This is a genomic window from Hallerella sp., assembly GCF_022776125.1.
GTDB lineage: Bacteria > Fibrobacterota > Fibrobacteria > Fibrobacterales > Fibrobacteraceae > Hallerella > Hallerella succinigenes.
In genome coordinates this window covers 26,354-44,477 of record NZ_JALFIA010000056.1, presented here as the reverse complement: position 1 = coordinate 44,477, position 18,124 = coordinate 26,354, and the positions used below count along the sequence as shown (strand labels likewise).

Below are 18,124 nucleotides of genomic sequence, written 5' to 3'. Positions count from 1 at the left end.
TCCTACCAAAGATTCCGTTGCAGATAAAATCCAAACCACGCTGTTTCCGAATTTTCAGGCGCCGTCCAGATCGTTTCAAAATAAATCTTCGCACCCGCACGCCAGGCATCCCAAGTCACGATTGGCAAATTCAAACGAGCATAGAATCCAAATTCCGATTCATTATCCGCAAGCGACGAATTCGCCACATCTCCGTTTTCATCATCGGCACGCATCCACACACAGCTAAAGCCTGCGCCCAAAGCCACCGGTTTCACGAACGGCAACGGATAATCCAAGCCAACACGTCCGCTGAACTGATGAATGCCTACATAGTCTACATCGCCCTTCGTCGTCAAATACGAATAACCGAATTGTACAACGCCGATCCATTTGCGAAAATACGTGTAATCCAATTCTAAAAGACCGTAATAGGAATCGTCCAAATTCCGATTGGCGTCATCCAGCAAATGCAAGGCGCCTCCTTCGATAGCAAGCGTGGCATGGTCAAATTCGACACTCGTCGAATCTTCTCCAGCCCAAAGCGTTGCCAAAGCAAACATCACAGTGATGAGAATTTTTTTCATGATTTTCTCCGAAGGGATGCTGCAAAGAAGTGATCGAGTCCAAAGGCATTCTGGCCGATGCGAATCTCTTCTTTCTTTTCGAAATCGGGATGCTTTTCTAGGAACTTCTGCACAACCTTATCGGTCTCGGCACGGTCCGGGCTACAGGTAGCGTAAACGAGTTCGCCACCCTTTTTCACCGCCGCACTCGAAGCTTCCAAGATTTCAAACTGGAGCTTCGGCAGTTCCTTCAAATCGCTTTGCGTCAAACGGTACTTGACTTCTGGACGGCGGGAAAGAACGCCCAGGTTGCTGCACGGGACGTCGAGCAACACTCTATCAAACTTGTCCACAAATTCACACTTTGTCGCATCGACCGTCTGCACTTCTACATTCGAAAGCTTCAATCTACGCGTCAAATCGGCCATCGGGCGTAAACGTTCTTCTGAAACATCCGAAGCTAAAATCTTCGCCGTCGGATTGTCTTCGGCAAGAAGCGCAGACTTTCCGCCCGGAGCCGCACAAGCATCCCAGACGGTCATATTTTCTTCCACGTTCAACAGGCGCGCGACTTCGTAAGCCGCCGGATTCTGCACAGAGAAGAGCCCTTTTTCAAAGAAATCGCTTTTCAAAAGTTCAACCAGGTGCGGTTCATTCGCGCCTTCGATGACTTCCAAATAACGGTCCTTGTAAATGCGGCCCGAAAGCATCAACTTTTCTTTCAGCTCCGATGCCGAAATCCTGCACGTGTTTACGCGAATCCACTGGCTCGGACGTTCGACCGTTTCCTTTGCAAATTCTTCTGCATGGGCAGATCCGTAGCAGTCGAGCAGCCGACGGACAATCCATTCCGGAAGGGAATATTCAATGCTGATTCGTTGCACGTTCTGCGCCGGAAGTGTAGGTAAGCCCTCTCGTTCGAGACCGCGCAACACACCATTCACAAGCTTCACAGAACCTTCGCCCAGGCTTGCACGCCGAGCAAGCTCCGCACTCGAATCCACCGCAGCATGGCTCGGCACATTCATAAAGAAGATCTGGTAAATGCCCATCTCCAGAACGCACTGTACTTCCACGCTCGGCATCCGATGGACATTCTTTTTGATTGCATGCTGCAGGCGCAAATGGCGTCTGCACACGCCCAAGGCGAGTTCTTTCGCAAACGGCGAAAGAGCATGCTCCCGCAACATGGTTCCGTTCTTGATCCAATCGATCAGAGCATAAAGCGCCGAAAGGCGTTCCTTTAAGCCATCGTCTTGAAGCACAGGTTATCCTTATCCTTCTTTTGAATTCCGCGAAGGAAGTCCGCTGCCGGCATTGCGCGCTTTCCTTCAAGCTGAATTTCTGTCACTTCGAGCACCCCGTTCGAGGTTCCCACATAGAGCTTTTCTTTGTCGCCGCGGGCTTCGCCCGGATTTAGCCAGGTGCTGTGATGCGGAATCGTTTTGCGGAAGTAAGCAGTCTTTCCGTTGAACAAACAGAACCCACCCGGCCACGGATAAAAGGCGCGGATGCGGTTGTGAATTTCGAGAGCCGACATATTAAAGTCGATTTTGCCGTCGTCCTTTTTGAGCTTCGGTGCGGGAGACGCTTTTTCGTGTTCCTGCGGCGAAAGCTCTTCGACATTGCCGTATGCAATACGGTCAAGAGCCTTGTCCAAAGCTTCCGAACCCGGTTCCACCATCTTGTTCAGCACATCTTCCGAAGTGTCAAAAAGATCAATCGAGAATTCACGCTGTTCAAGAAGCGGACCGTGATCCATTTTTTCATCGAGCAAGAAAACACTCACGCCGGTCTTTTCGTCACCCTTCGCAATCGCCCACTGTACAGGTGCCGCGCCACGGTATTTCGGAAGCAGGCTACCATGCACATTCACCGCACCGAACTTGGAGCATCCTAGCACTCGTTTTGGCAAAATGGAAAAAGCGACGACCACAAAAAGATCCGCCTTATAACGTTCTAAATCCAGCGCAAAAGATTCTTCCTTCACCGAAACCGGCTGCAAAACAGGAAGTCCGAGTTCCAAAGCCTTATTCTTTACAGGAGGAGCCGTCAAAACACGGCCACGTCCCACCGGGCGATCGGGTTGCGTCACCACAGCCACCAATTCATGCGGACCTTTACTCAAATGATCCAAAAAATGCGCCGCGAAATCCGGCGTACCCATAAAAACAATTCTCATGATCGTAAAAATAGAAAACCGCCCCAACAAATTTCGGAACGGCTTTACGGAAGAGCTTCGATTACGCCTTGTAAAAAGCGCTCATCAATTTGCGCATTCCATCATGATCGGCGATGGCGCTCATTTCACGAATGCTGTGCATCGAAAGAATCGCTTCGCCCAAATCGACCGTCGGGATTCCGAGTTCCGCAGAAAGGTGCGGTCCCACGGTACTGCCGCACGGCATGTCGTTACGGCTCACAAAAATCTGTAACGGAATCTGATTTTGCTGGCAGAGCATTTTCACCACCGCATTAGACTCGGCTTCGCTCGCATAACGTTTTTTCGCATTCGTCTTCAGCACAATTCCCTTGCCGAGAATCGGGGAATGATTCGGTTCCATCTTTTCCACGTAAGCGGGATGCGTCGCATGGGCCACATCCAACGAAAGCAGAATCGAATCGGAAAGTTTTCCCAAAAATTCCCCATGAGAAATTCCACCGCTTGCCGCCACCCGTTCAAGCATCGCTTCCGCAAAATTTCCAGCCGCACCGGTGCGCGTTTCCGAACCGATCTCCTCATTGTCAAAGAAGAGCGCTCCTCGCACCTGTTCCGAAGCATCCGTCTGCGAAACGAGCCCGTCAAAAATCGCTTCACAAGAAAGCAAATTGTCCAAGCGGCCCGAGTAAATCCATTCCTTTGAAAGACCTCCAAGAGCAGCGGGCTGTGCGTCAAAAAATTGCAGTTCAAAATCGATAACCTTTGCACCGATTTCTTCTTCAAGGCTCGTCACAAACAATTTAGAAGCGGAACCGCTCAAGCAGGCGTTCAAATGGTTCTGCGGATTCACCTGAAATCCGGTCTCATTCACACCGCGATTCAAATGAATCGCGAGTTCCGGCACGCGGCAAAGCGCACTCATCCGCACAAGCTTCTTTTCAAGCTTGTCCCGATTTTGCACCATGGCAATGCCTGCAATTCCCAAATCCCGATCGAACCAGGTATTGATCAAAGCGCCGCCGTAAACTTCCGGATGAATCAAATGAAATCCCGCTACATTTTTATCGGGATTCGGCGTAATTTTCAAGGCGGGAAAATCCGTATGCGCCGACGTCAATCGAAAACGCGTTTTCGCCGTCCACTTACACGGCGTGCGGAACGCAAAAATCGCCGCACCGCGCCGCACAAAATAAGCACTGTTCAAAGCAAGCTCCCACGGCTCGGCTTCCAAAAGTTCTACAAATCCCTGCAATTGCAGTTGCTTTGCCAAATTTGCCGCCGCGTGCCAAGGCGTTACAGAATCGTTCAAATAATTCAACAGATCCATGAATCTTCCTTTCTTGCTGATTTCTCTTTGAAATTAAAATTATTATTGTGCCTATGAATGATATTTTTTGCGTAGAACGTCCTTTCTCCGAATGGGAAATTCACGGTTTTGCAAACCGAAAAGCCCATCTCTACTCCAAACTGACAAGCACTCACCGCTACAGCAAGGAAAACATTTCGGAATTCGACGTTGGCGATGTACTTGTAGCCGACGCGCAGTCAAGCGGACGCGGCAGGCACGAACGCACCTGGCTTTCGCCGGAAGGGAAAAATCTCTACTTCAATATTCTCTTCTCGCTTGAAGGCTTTTTGCCCCTGCAGTATCCGCAGCTGATGCAGATCACCGCCATTTCTCTCGCCCAGTTTTTTAGGGCGATCGGGGTGAACGCCAGCGTCAAATGGCCAAACGACATCCTTTGCGAAAAGAAAAAATTCTGTGGAATGATTTCCGAAATCCTTGTAAAAGACGGCAAAAAAATTTTGACGATAGGCATCGGAATCGACGTGAATGCAACAGCAGAAGATCTAGAAGAAATCGAACGTCCCGTGACAAGCCTTCGACTGATTTTGGGCAAGGCCCTAAACCGCGAAATTTTACTGCAAAAAATTCTTCAAAAGCTTGAAGAATCAATTGAAATCACCCGTGTACAAGGCATCGCGCCGTGGATTGCGGAATGGCGTAAAATGGACCAGTTCATCGGGCATTCCGCAAGAATAGTCGAAGGGAAAGAAGTCGTCGAAGGGACTATCCTCGACATCAACGAAGACGGGAGTCTTCTCTTTCGCAAAAACGATGGTTCTATCGTCAGCCGTTACACGGGCGACCTAGAAATTTAAGCGAGCCTGCCACCTTAACGGCCCTGCTTATTCTTAAAATAAAAGTTCCCGGCGAGTGCAAACGCAAGCAGAAGAATAAAAACGTTCAGCGCCTTATTCGCCGATTCTTCCGGAATAAAACCGAACTCAATTCCCAGCACATCGATCAGGGAGAGAAGAGCGATCCAAATCGCCGTGCGCTGGCAAACTTTGCGCTTATCATCGTAACGCATTGACATCGCCTCCTAAAAGAATCCACACAATCAGTCCAAGCATCACAAGAACACTAATGCCCACATTCGCCAAAAAGAAGTCCCGGTTCATCGCATCCAGATCATCGGATTTGCGAAACAGGTGAATGTAAAGGATCGCTGCCGCCATCAAAGCGAACACGCTCCACCAGGCGATTCCCATCTGCCAATAAACGCCAAAAATAACGCACAGTGCAAGCATCGCCAAATGGCTCGCGAGAGCGATTTTCAAAGCCTTTGCTCGGCCAAAACGCGCTGGCACCGAATGCAATCCCTGCCTCTTATCGATTTCTTCATCCTGCGTCGCGTAAATTATGTCAAAGCCACCCATCCAAAGCATCAGAATGAACATCAAAAAAATCGGAAACGCAGCGAATTCCCCACGTACCGCAATCCAAGCGCCCAAAGGACTCATGCCAATCGCAAAACCCAGATACCAATGGCAAAGCCAAGAAAATCGCTTCCAGTACGAATAAAAAGCTAGAGCGCAAAGCACCGGGAACGAGAAAATTCCCGCCAGCGGATTCAAAAGCCAAGCGAGCAAGCAAAAGAGAGCCGCATTCACCGCAATAAAACCGATGACCGCTTTTTTCGAAAGAGCGCCCGTCACCAAATGACGCTTGGATGTCCGCGGATTTTCCGCATCGAACTTCGCATCGACAAGACGGTTAAACGACATGGAACTATTGCGCGCCGTCACCATGCAGCCGACAATCAGCAGTACAAACTTTGTAATTTGAAGCACATCCATGCCGCGAAAACCGTTTGCCGCAACCCACATCGAACCGATTGCAAAAGGCATCGCAAAAAGCGAGTGGCTAAAACGCACCATGCGACCGTATTCCCCAATCTTTGAAAGAACACTCATCCTTTAGAACCCCATTCAGGAACAATTGTATTCGGAACATTCAAATGATTCAAAATCTTTGCGACCACCGTATCCGCCAAATCTTCGATCGTCTGCGGCTTCGCATAAAAATGCGGACTCGCAGGAATCACTATAGCTCCGGCTAGAGTCAGCTGTTCCATATTCTTCAAATGGATCAAATTGTACGGCATTTCCCGCGGAACAACGACCAGTTTGCGTCGTTCTTTTAAGCACACGTCCGCAGCACGGGTCAGCAGATTATCCGCAATACCGTTCGCCATTTTCCCGAGCGTTCCCATGGAACACGGAACCACGGCCATCCCCGCAAACGCAGAACTTCCACTGGCACAGCTCGCAAAAAAATTCTCTACGTCTAAAATCTCGTCGGCTTTTAAAAGAGCCGCCGTCTGCCCTTCATAATCTGCGACTTCTTTCCCGGCATCCGTTATCAACAGCGAAACGAAATGCCCAGCCTTTTGCAAATAAAACAGCGTCCTTGCCGCATAAACTGCGCCAGAAGCCCCCGTCACGCCTAGCAGATAATGGCTCATGCCAAAACCTTTTTCTGAAGCAATACACGGTACGCAACGCCAAAGAAGCAAGGCTTTACCGACACAACTTCAAATCCATTTTTTTCTGCGACAACGCAAAAATCCTTCACCGATAAAAAGCGCAAAATGGAATTGACTAAATATTCATACGCATCCCGTTTACCGCTAAAAACTGCACCCAGCAACGGAATAAAAAGAGGCGCAAGCCGCTTGTAAAAGAAACGGTTAAAAGCCTGTCGCGGAGAAAAGAATTCAAGCACCATCAGATGACCGCCCGGAGCGAGGACTCGGCAAGATTCCACAAGTCCCCCTTTCGCATCCGGCAAGTTGCGCATACCAAAGCCGTTCAACACCACATCAAACGTGTTGTCCAAAAAAGGCATCTGCATCGCATCGAGCTGCACAGGCTTGGCAGAAGTCCTCTTTCCCTTCGAATGTTGAAGCATTCCAAACGAAAAATCGCCAAGGATCGCCTGAATCGGCTTTCCCACAATGCGTTCAAATTCCACGGCAAAATCTCCCGTGCCACCGCAAAGATCCAAAAGACGTTTACCGGCACCGCATTTTTTCAGTTCACGGCAACACGCCTTTCTCCATAAAATGTCTTGAAAGCAGCTCAGCGTATGATTCAAAAAATCATAGCGTTTCGAAATATCGTCGAACATTTTACGCACAGGAGAAAACATGCAAAGAATCTAGAAAAATTCCGTGCATCGATTTCTACAGGCTTCGACTGTCTTAGTCAAATTGCGCGATGTAAGAGGCGCCGCTCTGCGGCATCACCAAGCGCGGGTTATCCGTAGAGCCGTCTTCCCAAGCAACGAACTTACCCGTTCCCGAAGGAACTGCGGTCAAGAGCATTGCATTTCCACCGAAGAACGTTCCGGTGTAACTCGAAAGACTCGGAAGCGTAAAGCCGTCGAGAGTCACGTAACCGTTTCCCGTCGCAGCGATTGTCACTTCCACATCGCTCGAAAGCCCAAATTCTTCACGGTATTCGTTACGTATCACTTCGTCGCGTTCTAGGCCCCATTCCTTGATGCAGGAGCCCGAATTGCTAAAGCGTCCACCACAAGAATTCGTATGCCAACGCTCGCTCTGCTTAAAGACTCCTTGGTCAGCGGTACGCTGGTCCTCGTCAATCGACTCCGTCATCGATTCAATGATATTCGAGAGGTTCGTCCCGTTTACATAGTTTTGGAAAAGAACCGCCGATCGGTTGATGAACATCCGCTTAAAGTCCGGATTTTCGATCAATTTCACATAAAATGTGTGGAAGCAATCCGCACTCGGCTTATTATAGCACTCGCCCAAAGCATAGCCTCCCTGCTTCACCCAGTCAAACATATTCGTCTCTTGGGTAAAACCGGGAACAGGCCACATCCAATCAAAGCCATGGTCCAAATCATAGATCATAAACTTCCAGAGCGTATTCGGGCTCTTCCACGCTCTCACGTTATTGTTTGGCCAGTCGCCGTTATGCGAGTACATTTCCGCAGCCATATAACTTGCATAATTCGTCACATCCATCAAGGTTTTCAAATATTCATAAGCGGTATTGCCTTCGCCGGCAAACGACGTTTCCGAAACATAGGCAAGCAAAGCCTTGTACTCATCGACAGTGCCGTTGCTTGCTTCGATCGACTTATTCAAATGTTTAATGACCGTCACCGTCGATGCATCGATGCCATAGTTTGTTTCCACGAAGTTCTTGTTATAGCGTTCGCGCATATCATGAACGCCCCAATAGACGCCATCATAAAAGACGATTACCTGACGGCTTCTTTGGTAATCCACGCCGGCACCTTCAAGCATCGCTCCACCGGCAGCATCTGCAATGTAATCGCTGACAAAACGGTTTCCATTGTTGCGCAAATTGAAAGCCTTGAACTTGCTGTTCGCATCTTTACGCGTTTCAAACAGCGGATACTTGAGCCAGCCATCCTGATATTCTTCACGCATCGTAATCGCCACAGACTTCTTCTTTTCCAAACGGCTGTAACCGCCCATCAGAGAAATTCCCGCATCGATTTCCCAAGCCTTCGAATCGCTTGCGCTTCCATTTGCAAAGTATTCCACATGCACCGGGAATTCCACATCGGCATAAAGACTCGTTTCATTTGGATCCACCGAATTCGGAGAAGAACCGTTTGTGCTGCCTGCTGACGCGTAGAGGTAATGGTTCTTAAAGAACTGAGAATCCACGCTGATCGAGACAACCGGCATGTTATGGATTTCTTCATTGATAAAGTACGTGTTCGTCACAATCTTATTCGTGATCAAACCGTCCTTGAAAGCAGCGCAACGGACCACAGTCGAATTTTTCAAGACGACCGCTTCCAACATCGCAGCAGTCGAAGCCGTCGGTTCCGAACCATTGAATGTGCAACGCACCGTAGATCCGTCATCCGTTGTCGGCGGCGTAATCACCACGGAATCCGAGTAGAATCCAGCATTCTGACCAAAAGCAGGCAAAGAAACAAACCCCGCAGAACCTGTGCTGTTCGCATTATCCGCTTCCGGAGTCGACTTTGCAAAATAGAGCCAACCCGAAGAAGTCTTGCCCCAACTAATGCCCGCTTCCAAAGCCGGGTAACTCGCGGAATCCAAAATGCCACAGTTTTCGCTCACCAAGAAAAGCGTACCGCCCTTATCTTCGAGTTTCCAGTCGGTATGAGCACGATAGTGCAGCGAGTCGGAATCCACACCTTCCGGTGGATTTGCCAAACCACGATCCGAAGCAAAAATAATACGGTAGCCATTGGCCGGAATCGTATCGTTTCCAGCGACCCACTTACGCGGACGTGCCTTACTTTCAACAAGAGCAAGGCCATTCAAAGCAACCGGTTCCGAACTCGAGTTGTAAAGTTCAACCCAACCCGGATCCTTGCCTCGGTCATCATACCAGTTCACGTTGCCCGGCATGATTTCATTAATCGTCACTGCGGATTTTCCAACCCACGAAACGACGCAAAGCTGTTCGCTGCTACTGCTCGACAGCGTGGCAGTGCCCGAGGACGATCCGGAAACATTTTCCGATGTACCACCTGAAGAAGTTTCATCCTGCATTTCAGCAGAAGAAAGTTCATCTTCCGAAACCAAGGAGGGATCTTGGCATGCTGCCAAAAGACCTAATGTCAAAGCTAAAACGGCATATTTAATCGGCTTCATCTTATCTCCAGGCCAATCCACTCATCCTGTAACACTACAAATCTACTCGAATGCACACATATTTACACTAAAATTTTGCTTTACAACAAAAAACCCTTGACAGGATTTCTTTTTTGATTTAACTTTGGCTTACCCGATGGCGCTGTAGCTCAGTTGGTAGAGCAGCGGACTGAAAATCCGCGTGTCGTCAGTTCAATTCTGACCGGTGCCACTCCAAAAGCCCTGGATCTTTCTAGGGCTTTTGTTTTGGAGGAATAGGCTAATTGGTAAGTCAGCGGTCTTGAAAACCGCCGCCGTAAGGCTTGGGGGTTCGAGTCCCTCTTCCTCCGCTAAAAATTATACATGCCATTCCATGGCAGTATCCGCGGCAAAATCCACACGCGCCGTCGCACTCTCTTCGTAAAGAAGCGTGCACACTTTCGAAAATCCCCCTAAATTTTCTTTTTCAAAAGCGTAAAGGCATGCTGTTGTCGTCGCCCCGGTCGTAAATACATCATCGACGATCACCGGTATTCTGCCATCCGGCCAGCGAAAGCGCTTTTTCAACCCAAAAGCTCCCGCCACATTGTTCGAACGTTCCGACCTCGAAAGCGTCGTCTGCGAAATCCGGAAGGTTTTTCTTTCAAGCGCAGGCGCCACAATTCCATTCATTCGCCCAGAAATCGCTCTGGCGAGCTTTTCCGCTTGATTGTAGCCTCTTTCTCGCATACGGGCAGGATGCAGGGGAACAGGCACAAAGGCGAGTTTCCTGCCCCATTCCTGCAAAGTTTCCAAAGTTTCCCGTTCCTTGAGCGCTGTCCTCACCAGATAACCTGCAAGGCCCGGCATGTTGCCGTATTTTAAGCCGTGAACCAAAGCCTTTGTCAAAGGCGTCATCGTGTACAGGCAAAGCGTATCGGGATTTGGACGTCGCGGATTCTGGGCGAGCTTCTGCAGTTCTTCCCTACAATCCGGGCAAAGCCACGGATCTAACGGTAAGCCTCCGCGTTTGCAGGTAAGGCATCCGTTCCCAAACAAAAATTTCGATATTCCGGTCCAAAGTTTCATTTTTCTCCTCAACAAAAACGGAACCTTTTCTAAAGGCTCCTTTCTATAGACGCTCCAAAATGCGGAATGGAGAATTTTCGACGATTTTTCAACCGTTTAATCGTAATTGCTTTCGAGCTGACTTCCCTGATAGCGCATGTTCACAAGCAAACCGACAAGCATCATACAAGTGAGCATAAAAGATCCGCCATAAGAAAGGAACGGAAGCGGAAGACCCGTCACCGGCATGAGCCCGAGCGTCATTGAAATATTCACCATCATGTGGAAGAAAAAGATCGTACACGCCCCGGAAACCACGTGATTCACAAACGGATCCAAGTGCAGCCTGCAAATCGACATTGCACGCCACAGAAACATAAAGTAGAGGAACAGCACAAAAACACAGCCTAAAAAGCCAAACTGTTCCCCGAGAACGCTAAAGATAAAGTCCGTATGTTCTTCCGGAAGGAATGCGAGATTTGTCTGGGAGCCTTCGCCAAAGCCTTTGCCAAAAATACCTCCGCTGCCAATCGCCACTTCCGACTGAATTACCTGATACCCGGCTCCCTTCGGATCGCGCATCGGATCGACAAAGGTCATCACGCGTTCACGCTGGTGATGCTCCAAGGAATTCCATGCCATCGTACTCGCATAACCGCAAATAATATTCAGCGAAAGAATCAGAACGACAAACTTTCGAGGCATCTTACGGAAAAGGAGTACAAGGAACACAACGCAAAGCAAAAGTCCCCACAGCACCTGCGAATAAGGAATCTGCGGATAAGAAAGAATCACCGATGCCACTGGGCTCACAATCAAGAAAAGGTCCATAAGCGAAAGCCCTGCCCAATAAAGCCCCACCAGCGTCACTGCCGTAAACACAAGAGCCGTACTCAAGTCAGGCTGCTTTAACACCAACGCAAACGGCACAATAAAAATCAGCGCGGGCATCGCAAAAGTCTTCGGCTTCAAAATGTTCACCCGATGAACAGAAAGCCATTTCGACATCGCAAGCAAAAAGGTGATCTTCGCAAATTCAGACGGCTGGATTTTCAAAAAGCCAAAGTCAATCCAACGCCCCGCCCCTTTCGCACTGTCACCGCCGCCAAACGCCACAAACGCCAAAGCCGCGATCGTCAAAAAATACAGCGGAAAAGCAAAACGTTGCCAATAATCGATGCGCACAAAGGAGAGCGCCGCAGCCAAAAGGCAACCGCCGCCAAAATAAATAATCTGCTTAAACCAACGGGAGGTATACCAGATCGGTTCCGTGTTCACCGTCGCCGAATACACCAAGGCAATGCCAATCGATGTCAACACAAAGACCAGTGCCAAAAAGAGCCAGTCGATTTTCATCGTGTTATTCAAAAAACGTCCGGAGCCTCTCACTCTTTTACCTCCGTCGAGTCCTTTGGATACTTCTTCGCAAAATAGGCTTCCATCACTTTACGGCATACCGGAGCCGACATAGATCCGCCACCGCCTTGAGCTTCCTGGATCACCGCCACGGCAATTTCCGGATCGTCAAGCGGAGCGACAGAAACAAACCACGCATGGGTCTTTTCGCCCTTCTTCCATTCGCCAGAACCGGACTTGCCGCCCACACGAATTCCCGGAAGCGCAGCACGCTTACCCGTTCCTCCCGGATGGTTCACCACGGAATCCATGCCGGCAAGAAGCGTCCTATGCGTGGATTCGCTCATGTTGCCTTCAAAAATCTTTTCCGGAATGTAACGTCCCACCACATTGCCATCCACGTCACGCAATTCCTTCATCAAGTGCGGACGGAAAACGCCCTTGCCTGTCGCAATGGAACCGGCAAGCACCGCTTCCTGGAGCGGCGTCACGAGCTGGCCCTGGCCAATCGCCAAGTTCAAAATCAAACCGCGCGCCCAACGCCAACCGTTACGCTTGTTGCGCGCGTTAAATGAAACGGAATCCGGAAGCCAGCCCGCCTTTTCACCCGGAATATCCACACCGAGCTTATGACCGAGACCAAAACGATGTCCGAATTCATTGATGCGTTCCATGCCAAGCATCAAACCGAGCTGGTAATAATACACGTCGCAAGATAGGCGAAGCGCATTCACCAAGTCCAAATTGCCATGTGTACCCCAGCACTTCTGATAACGCGCGCCGAACGTAAAACCACCCGTGCACGGTTTCGGCAAATGCGTCTGTCCCGTCACGAGCTTATGTTCAAGTCCCGCTCCCGACGTTACCAGCTTAAAAACAGATGCCGGCGGATACACGCCCGCCACCGCACGGTTCATCAACGGGCGCGTCGAATCCAAGGCGACCTTCGCCCAACCCTTATTGCGTTCTCGCCGTTTCAAAGAAAAAATGTTCGGGTCCAAACGCGGCGAAGAAACCATTGCAAGAATTTCACCCGACCTCGGATCAATCGCAACGACAGCGCCACGCACGGAATCCGGCAAAGCTTCTTCCGCCGCCTTCTGAATATCCAAATCGATTGTCGTCACCATTCCGTAGCCCGGAACCGAAGGCACATTCTGCATCCCTTCAATGTTTCCCACTTCACGGCCATAGGCGTCCACTTGAACGTACTTCACACCGTCTTCGCCACGGAACTCGCCATCATACTGCTGTTCCAAACCCTTCTGCCCCACACGATCGCCCGACGAGTATCCCGCATATTCCGGTCGTTCCAACTGCTCATCCGAAATTTCACCCGTATAACCGAGCAAGTGCGCCGCCAAAGTTCCATACGGATACGAACGGCGAGATTCCACCACAGTCGTCACGCTCGGGAACTCAAAAGAACGTTCTTGCACAATAGAGACCTGTTCTTCCGACGCATCTTCCAAAATGCGAAGTGTCCCATGCGACTTCCACGCGGAACGCTGGAACATCGTATCGACCACCGCAGAATCGAAAATCGGTTCTCCCTGGGAATCCTTCAAATGGATCAAGCGTTTAAAAAGCGAGTCCTTTGTTTCCGCATCCATCTTGCGGATTTCCGCAGGCTTGATCACGATCTGATACGAAGGGCGGTTACCCACCAAAAGCGTTCCATTGCGATCGAAAATCAAACCGCGTTCCGCTTTCAGAACAATGCGACGCAGACGGTTTTCATCGGAGCTCTGCAGGTTCTCTTCATAACGTGCATATTGCAGATAAAGTAAGCGAACGGAGAGACAAGAAAAAACAAGCGCTACTGCCGCCATAAAAACAAGCGACCTTAAATTGCGATTTTGCAATTCGTTCTGCGCTTTAAACATTGCAACGTTTCACACGATCAAAACGATTCAACAGGAAGAAGCAAGGAATTCCGAACAGCATCGTATAAATGCATTCCGGGAGCGTCTTCAAAAGGAAGAATGTCGTCACGCTTTCCTGGGAAATTCCGATCAAAGCATAATAGACGAAATCATTCAGCATGAATGCAAGTCCGAGCAAAGCGACCTTCGTCGCGAGGTTCAAACGCAAGAATCTTTCTTCCAACTGTCCCACACCAAAACCGACGCAGGTAAAAGCAATCGTCTGCGCACCGAGCCAATCGACCGAAGCAAAAACGTCTTCGGAAAATCCAGCAAAGAATCCCCAGAGCATGCCCGAAACCGGACCATGCGACAGCGCCATCACCACAATGAAGATTAAAACAAAATCCGGCTGCTGACCGTAGAAACTGATCCACGAAGCGAGCGTCGTCTGCAAAACGATCGTGATGATAAAGCAAACGAGATGTTTAATGAATTTCAGCATTTTTCAACATCTCCTGCAAAACCCAATCCGGTTTCTTCTGCATAATGAAAACTTCTTCAAGATGCGTAAAGTTCTGGAACGGATCGAGTTCCAGTTCCGTCACCACATCCAAATCGCCCTTGTGCATGGAACGGACAACACCTATACCGATACCCTTCGGGTAAATTCCACCAAGTCCCGAAGTCACCACCGTATCACCTTCGTGAACGCCTGTATAAGACGGAATCGAAGCGTTCAAGTAGTTTACCGAACCACCTTCCAAAAAACCCACCACGCGCGTTCTCTGCACCATCACAGAAACGTGCAGCGAAGGATCCGGCAAAAGCTGCACTTTGGAATGGGAATTTGAAACCGCCGAGATTCTACCGACAAGTCCATGCGTTGTGAAGACCGGCATGTTCATTTCAATGCCGTGTTCCGTACCGCGGTTCACCACAAATGTCGTCAAAAAGCGACCCGGGTTCTTGCCGATCACGCGCGCCGTCACAATGGAATAATCCCAGACGTTGTCAAAATGGACAAGCTCACGCAGGCGCTGCAATTCTTCCATGCCTTCGCGCAAATTATCGCGTTCCATTTTCAAGCGAGCGTTTTCACGCTTCAAGCAATCATTTTCGTATGAAACCGAGTGAATACGATTCACCGAAGAAACGACCACCTGTGCCGGATAGTACACAGAAGAAAGCGCTCCGGCGATAACGGTTTCCTTTCCATCTTTTTCCAGATGGCGAATACCGAAGCCGATCATGAGCAGAATGACAAAGAGGACAAGCCCGTGCCCTTTAGCAAGGATGTTTCCAAGAAAACGGAAAATCTGCATTTTCTAGCGGGACTGTCAAAATTAAATCGTGGACGAAATCAAGACCGGGCGGAACTTGTCCAATTCTTCGAGAATGCGAGCGGCACCCTTGCACACGCAGAGCAGCGGGTCGTCGATCACGTTCACCGAAAGACCGGTTTCCTTGCGAATACGAGCGTCCAAACCACGGAGCTTGGAACCACCGCCCGACATGATAATGCCGCGGTCCAAAATGTCCGCAGAGAGTTCCGGAGGTGTCAGTGCAAGAGCCTGCTTCACAGCGTCGACAATCGCCGTTACGGGTTCATCCAAAGCTTCGCGAATTTCCTGGCTCGTAATCGTCATCGTACGCGGAAGGCCAGCCATCACATCGCCACCCTTCACGTCCATCGTCAATTCTTCTTCCAACGGATAAGCAGAACCGATTGCCCACTTGATCTGTTCTGCGGTGCTTTCGCCGACGATCAAGTTGTAGGTCTTACGGAGATAGTTCACAATCGCTTCATCCATTTCGTCACCGCCGACGCGCACCGATGCGTTGCACACGATGCCGTTCAAAGCGATTACAGCGATATCCGACGTACCACCGCCGATATCCACAATCATATTGCCTGCAGGGCCATCCACCGGAATACCCATGCCGACAGCCGCGGCCATCGGTTCATGCACCAAATGAACTTCCTTTGCGCCAGCCATGCGAGCCGCATCCGTCACTGCGCGCTTTTCCACTTCTGTAATGCCCGAAGGAACGCCGATTACAACGCGCGGCTTCACAAGGAACAGAGGATACTTCTGGACGCGCTTAATAAACGTCGAAAGCAGGATTTCCACCAACTGGAAGTCTGCAATCACGCCGTCCTTCATCGGGCGGATAGCCACATTCGCACCCGGAGTACGTCCGAGCATCTTTTTAGCTTCACCACCAATCGCAGTCACACGATCGTTTTTACGGTCCATAGCAACGACTGTAGGTTCATTGATTACAATACCTTGTCCAGCAACGTGAACAAGGGTATTAGCCGTTCCAAGATCAACGCCGATATCGCAAGAGAAAAGTCCGAACAAAGTATGATTTCCTTCTTAATTTTTTGCTAAAAAATATAGTATAAAAAAGTGACAAGATATTCAATTTTTATCCACGTCTGTACCAAAATGCCACCGTTTCAAATAGCGGTCCCATTGCAGGAATCGATTATCGTAACGGTACTTTCGTTCTTCAAACATTTCGATGTCGCGGTAGATAAAAAATTCCACATTCGCATAGGCAGAATACATCTTGGAATGTTCCTTGTCAAAGAATCGCAAATCGCGGATCTTAAAATACGGGGAATCCAGTAAGGCGCCCTTATCGTTGCTCGCCTTGAGCGTCTGCGCCACCATAAACTTCAAATCGTCCTGCAGGTACGCAGAGAGTTTCGCCTCGATATTTTCTTGCGGTTCCGAGCAGCCCCAAAAGAACAGGCTCGCGAATAAAATCAACAAACATTTTCGCATGATTTAAATATAAAAAAGCGCTGTTTCAAAGGAACAGCGCTCTTTTCAAAATCAAGAATTTTTCTTAGAAGGAATAGGTGGCGTCCAAACGGGAGAACCAACGACCTTCACCCTGAAACGGATTGCGGAAGAGAAGGTCTTCTGCGATCGTCACGTCGATCTTCAGCTTTTCTTCGATGTTAATGCCGAAGCCCCAGCCGACATGGTCATCCATCGTGCCGTTGCCAATCGGATTTGTCGAGAAGAAAGAACCGTTGTCCGAGCAGATGCCGCTCTTGCCTGCGTTGTGGGAATCCACGTCACATTCCGTGTAAAGAATGGACTTCTGACCGCCCACGCGGATCACGAACCAATCGTACCAGATGTTGCGTTCAATACCGAAGCTGATCACGCCGCCGATATCCTTGCGCTTATCCCAGTAAGAATGCTCATCGTCCTGAGCGTCATACGCCGAAACACCGGTATCGTAATCGATGCTCCAGTTATGGGCCTTCTTCTTGTTCCAGACGAAGTCAGCGCCCATCCAGAAGAAGCCTCTATCCAAGCCCACGTTAATACCGAGACCTGCCTGAGCGTGCGTTTCGCGAATGCCAGGAGCCTTGATAAAGTGACCGTTCATCGCCGGGACAAGTTCGCCGTCAATGGCTTCGAGAGTCACAAAAGCACGAGAATTGACGAGGTAAGAGAAGTCACCGTCATCAAAGAAGTTCTTGTGTTCCGGACCGTACTGCACACGGGCAATACCCGCAGCAAGTTCCCAGTCCATCGTATTCGTCACCTGGAGGTTAAAACCTCCATCAGCACGGATTACAGAGGCGTAGGAATCATTGTCAACCTGGTAGTCACCGTTTTCCGTTTCATAACCGCCGTCCTGGTGAGCGATATAAATGTGCAAACCGAGAGCGTTACCGTTCGACAGCGTACCGCCGAGGAAACCGTCAAAGTTCGTCACGGTCTGCGGCAAGCTATGCTTGTTACCGTTTGCGTCGATGTAATAATCCGGAAGGAATCGGAACAAAAGCGCATCTTCACGTCCAAAAAGGCCGCCTATCGAAAGACGCGGATCCGGAGATTCTTCGCTGCCAAGGCTGAGCGAGAAGATTCCGCCGAAAGTCGGATGCTGCGGATCTTTATTCGTACCCGTTTCCACATTGTCCAAATAAGAGCCAAAACCACCGATAAGGTAGTTCGGATAAAGGTTGATATTGGCCGGATTGCCAAAAATACTCACGTCGTCCATGATGTACGTCGTGTTCTTGCCCATGGATTCAACACGGGCAAACGTAGCAAACGCAGAACCTACGCCTAAAATTCCAACCGTAAATCCCAGCGCAGCAGCAGTTCTCATGTTCATCAATCAACTCCTGTTTTTTTTGTAAAAGTAATTTGC

Annotated in this window: 18 protein-coding genes and 2 tRNA genes; 3 read left to right on the top strand and 17 right to left on the bottom strand. The window is 49.6% G+C overall.

Annotation, left to right across the window (positions count from 1 at the left end; all coding sequences use genetic code 11):
• Positions 1 to 2: 2 nt before the first annotated feature.
• The 4 genes from MR847_RS07370 to MR847_RS07355 all read right to left on the bottom strand — a co-directional run bounded on the left by MR847_RS07370 (position 3) and on the right by MR847_RS07355 (position 4,033).
• The gene (locus tag MR847_RS07370; protein WP_100424751.1) at positions 3 to 566 is read right to left on the bottom strand and encodes a hypothetical protein; all 564 of its coding nucleotides are present in this window, start codon (positions 564 to 566) and stop codon (positions 3 to 5) included.
• Positions 563 to 1,810 (bottom strand): 16S rRNA (cytosine(967)-C(5))-methyltransferase RsmB, encoded by a 1,248-nt coding sequence (gene rsmB / locus MR847_RS07365; RefSeq protein WP_287723388.1) that lies wholly within the window; start codon positions 1,808 to 1,810, stop codon positions 563 to 565. The genes MR847_RS07370 and rsmB overlap by 4 nt, the downstream gene beginning before the upstream one ends.
• Positions 1,789 to 2,727: a methionyl-tRNA formyltransferase gene (fmt, locus tag MR847_RS07360; protein WP_287723386.1), complete on the bottom strand. Its 939-nt coding sequence runs from the start codon at positions 2,725 to 2,727 to the stop codon at positions 1,789 to 1,791. Before fmt ends, rsmB begins: the two co-directional genes overlap by 22 nt.
• Positions 2,728 to 2,788: 61 nt before the next feature.
• On the bottom strand, positions 2,789 to 4,033 hold the full coding sequence (locus tag MR847_RS07355; RefSeq protein WP_100424754.1) for a M18 family aminopeptidase: 1,245 nt from the start codon (positions 4,031 to 4,033) through the stop codon (positions 2,789 to 2,791).
• A gap of 53 nt (positions 4,034 to 4,086) precedes the next feature.
• On the opposite strand from MR847_RS07355, the gene MR847_RS07350 reads away from it, so the two are divergent.
• Complete coding sequence (locus MR847_RS07350; RefSeq protein WP_287723384.1) at positions 4,087 to 4,869, top strand: biotin--[acetyl-CoA-carboxylase] ligase; 783 nt, start codon at positions 4,087 to 4,089, stop codon at positions 4,867 to 4,869.
• A 14-nt stretch (positions 4,870 to 4,883) separates the two neighbouring features.
• Here the strand turns inward: MR847_RS07350 and MR847_RS07345 are convergent, their stop codons facing one another.
• The 5 genes from MR847_RS07345 to MR847_RS07325 are packed head-to-tail and all read right to left on the bottom strand — an operon-like array spanning position 4,884 to position 9,689.
• A complete protein-coding gene (locus tag MR847_RS07345) occupies positions 4,884 to 5,081 on the bottom strand; it encodes a hypothetical protein (protein WP_287723382.1) in 198 nt (65 codons plus the stop codon).
• Positions 5,068 to 5,967 carry a 4-hydroxybenzoate octaprenyltransferase gene (locus MR847_RS07340; RefSeq protein ID WP_100424757.1) on the bottom strand — a complete coding sequence of 300 codons (900 nt, stop codon included), beginning with the start codon at positions 5,965 to 5,967 and terminating at the stop codon, positions 5,068 to 5,070. The genes MR847_RS07345 and MR847_RS07340 overlap by 14 nt, the downstream gene beginning before the upstream one ends.
• Positions 5,964 to 6,518: a UbiX family flavin prenyltransferase gene (locus MR847_RS07335; RefSeq protein ID WP_100424758.1), complete on the bottom strand. Its 555-nt coding sequence runs from the start codon at positions 6,516 to 6,518 to the stop codon at positions 5,964 to 5,966. The genes MR847_RS07340 and MR847_RS07335 overlap by 4 nt, the downstream gene beginning before the upstream one ends.
• The gene (locus MR847_RS07330; protein ID WP_287723381.1) at positions 6,515 to 7,204 is read right to left on the bottom strand and encodes a ubiquinone/menaquinone biosynthesis methyltransferase; all 690 of its coding nucleotides are present in this window, start codon (positions 7,202 to 7,204) and stop codon (positions 6,515 to 6,517) included. The genes MR847_RS07335 and MR847_RS07330 overlap by 4 nt, the downstream gene beginning before the upstream one ends.
• Positions 7,205 to 7,256: 52 nt before the next feature.
• A complete protein-coding gene (locus MR847_RS07325) occupies positions 7,257 to 9,689 on the bottom strand; it encodes a CotH kinase family protein (RefSeq protein WP_287723379.1) in 2,433 nt (810 codons plus the stop codon).
• A gap of 138 nt (positions 9,690 to 9,827) precedes the next feature.
• On the opposite strand from MR847_RS07325, the gene MR847_RS07320 reads away from it, so the two are divergent.
• Positions 9,828 to 9,900, top strand: a tRNA-Phe gene (locus MR847_RS07320).
• A gap of 37 nt (positions 9,901 to 9,937) precedes the next feature.
• Positions 9,938 to 10,018 (top strand) — tRNA-Ser (locus MR847_RS07315).
• A gap of 7 nt (positions 10,019 to 10,025) precedes the next feature.
• Here MR847_RS07315 and MR847_RS07310 read toward each other — a convergent pair.
• The 8 genes from MR847_RS07310 to MR847_RS07275 form a co-directional block, all read right to left on the bottom strand.
• Positions 10,026 to 10,736, bottom strand: a complete 711-nt coding sequence (locus MR847_RS07310) for a ComF family protein (protein ID WP_287723378.1) — start codon at positions 10,734 to 10,736, stop codon at positions 10,026 to 10,028.
• A 96-nt stretch (positions 10,737 to 10,832) separates the two neighbouring features.
• A complete protein-coding gene (rodA, locus tag MR847_RS07305) occupies positions 10,833 to 12,104 on the bottom strand; it encodes a rod shape-determining protein RodA (RefSeq protein WP_277001543.1) in 1,272 nt (423 codons plus the stop codon).
• Complete coding sequence (mrdA, locus tag MR847_RS07300) at positions 12,101 to 13,957, bottom strand: penicillin-binding protein 2 (protein WP_100424762.1); 1,857 nt, start codon at positions 13,955 to 13,957, stop codon at positions 12,101 to 12,103. Before mrdA ends, rodA begins: the two co-directional genes overlap by 4 nt.
• Positions 13,950 to 14,441: a rod shape-determining protein MreD gene (mreD, locus tag MR847_RS07295; RefSeq protein ID WP_100424763.1), complete on the bottom strand. Its 492-nt coding sequence runs from the start codon at positions 14,439 to 14,441 to the stop codon at positions 13,950 to 13,952. The genes mrdA and mreD overlap by 8 nt, the downstream gene beginning before the upstream one ends.
• Positions 14,425 to 15,261, bottom strand: coding sequence for a rod shape-determining protein MreC (mreC, locus tag MR847_RS07290; RefSeq protein WP_106519967.1), 837 nt, complete (start codon positions 15,259 to 15,261; stop codon positions 14,425 to 14,427). Before mreC ends, mreD begins: the two co-directional genes overlap by 17 nt.
• A 21-nt stretch (positions 15,262 to 15,282) precedes the next feature.
• A complete protein-coding gene (locus MR847_RS07285; RefSeq protein WP_100424765.1) occupies positions 15,283 to 16,305 on the bottom strand; it encodes a rod shape-determining protein in 1,023 nt (340 codons plus the stop codon).
• Between the two features lie 60 nt (positions 16,306 to 16,365).
• Positions 16,366 to 16,722, bottom strand: coding sequence for a hypothetical protein (locus MR847_RS07280; RefSeq protein ID WP_287723375.1), 357 nt, complete (start codon positions 16,720 to 16,722; stop codon positions 16,366 to 16,368).
• 76 nt (positions 16,723 to 16,798) lie between these two features.
• Positions 16,799 to 18,088 (bottom strand): hypothetical protein, encoded by a 1,290-nt coding sequence (locus MR847_RS07275; RefSeq protein WP_106519966.1) that lies wholly within the window; start codon positions 18,086 to 18,088, stop codon positions 16,799 to 16,801.
• Positions 18,089 to 18,124: the final 36 nt, after the last annotated feature.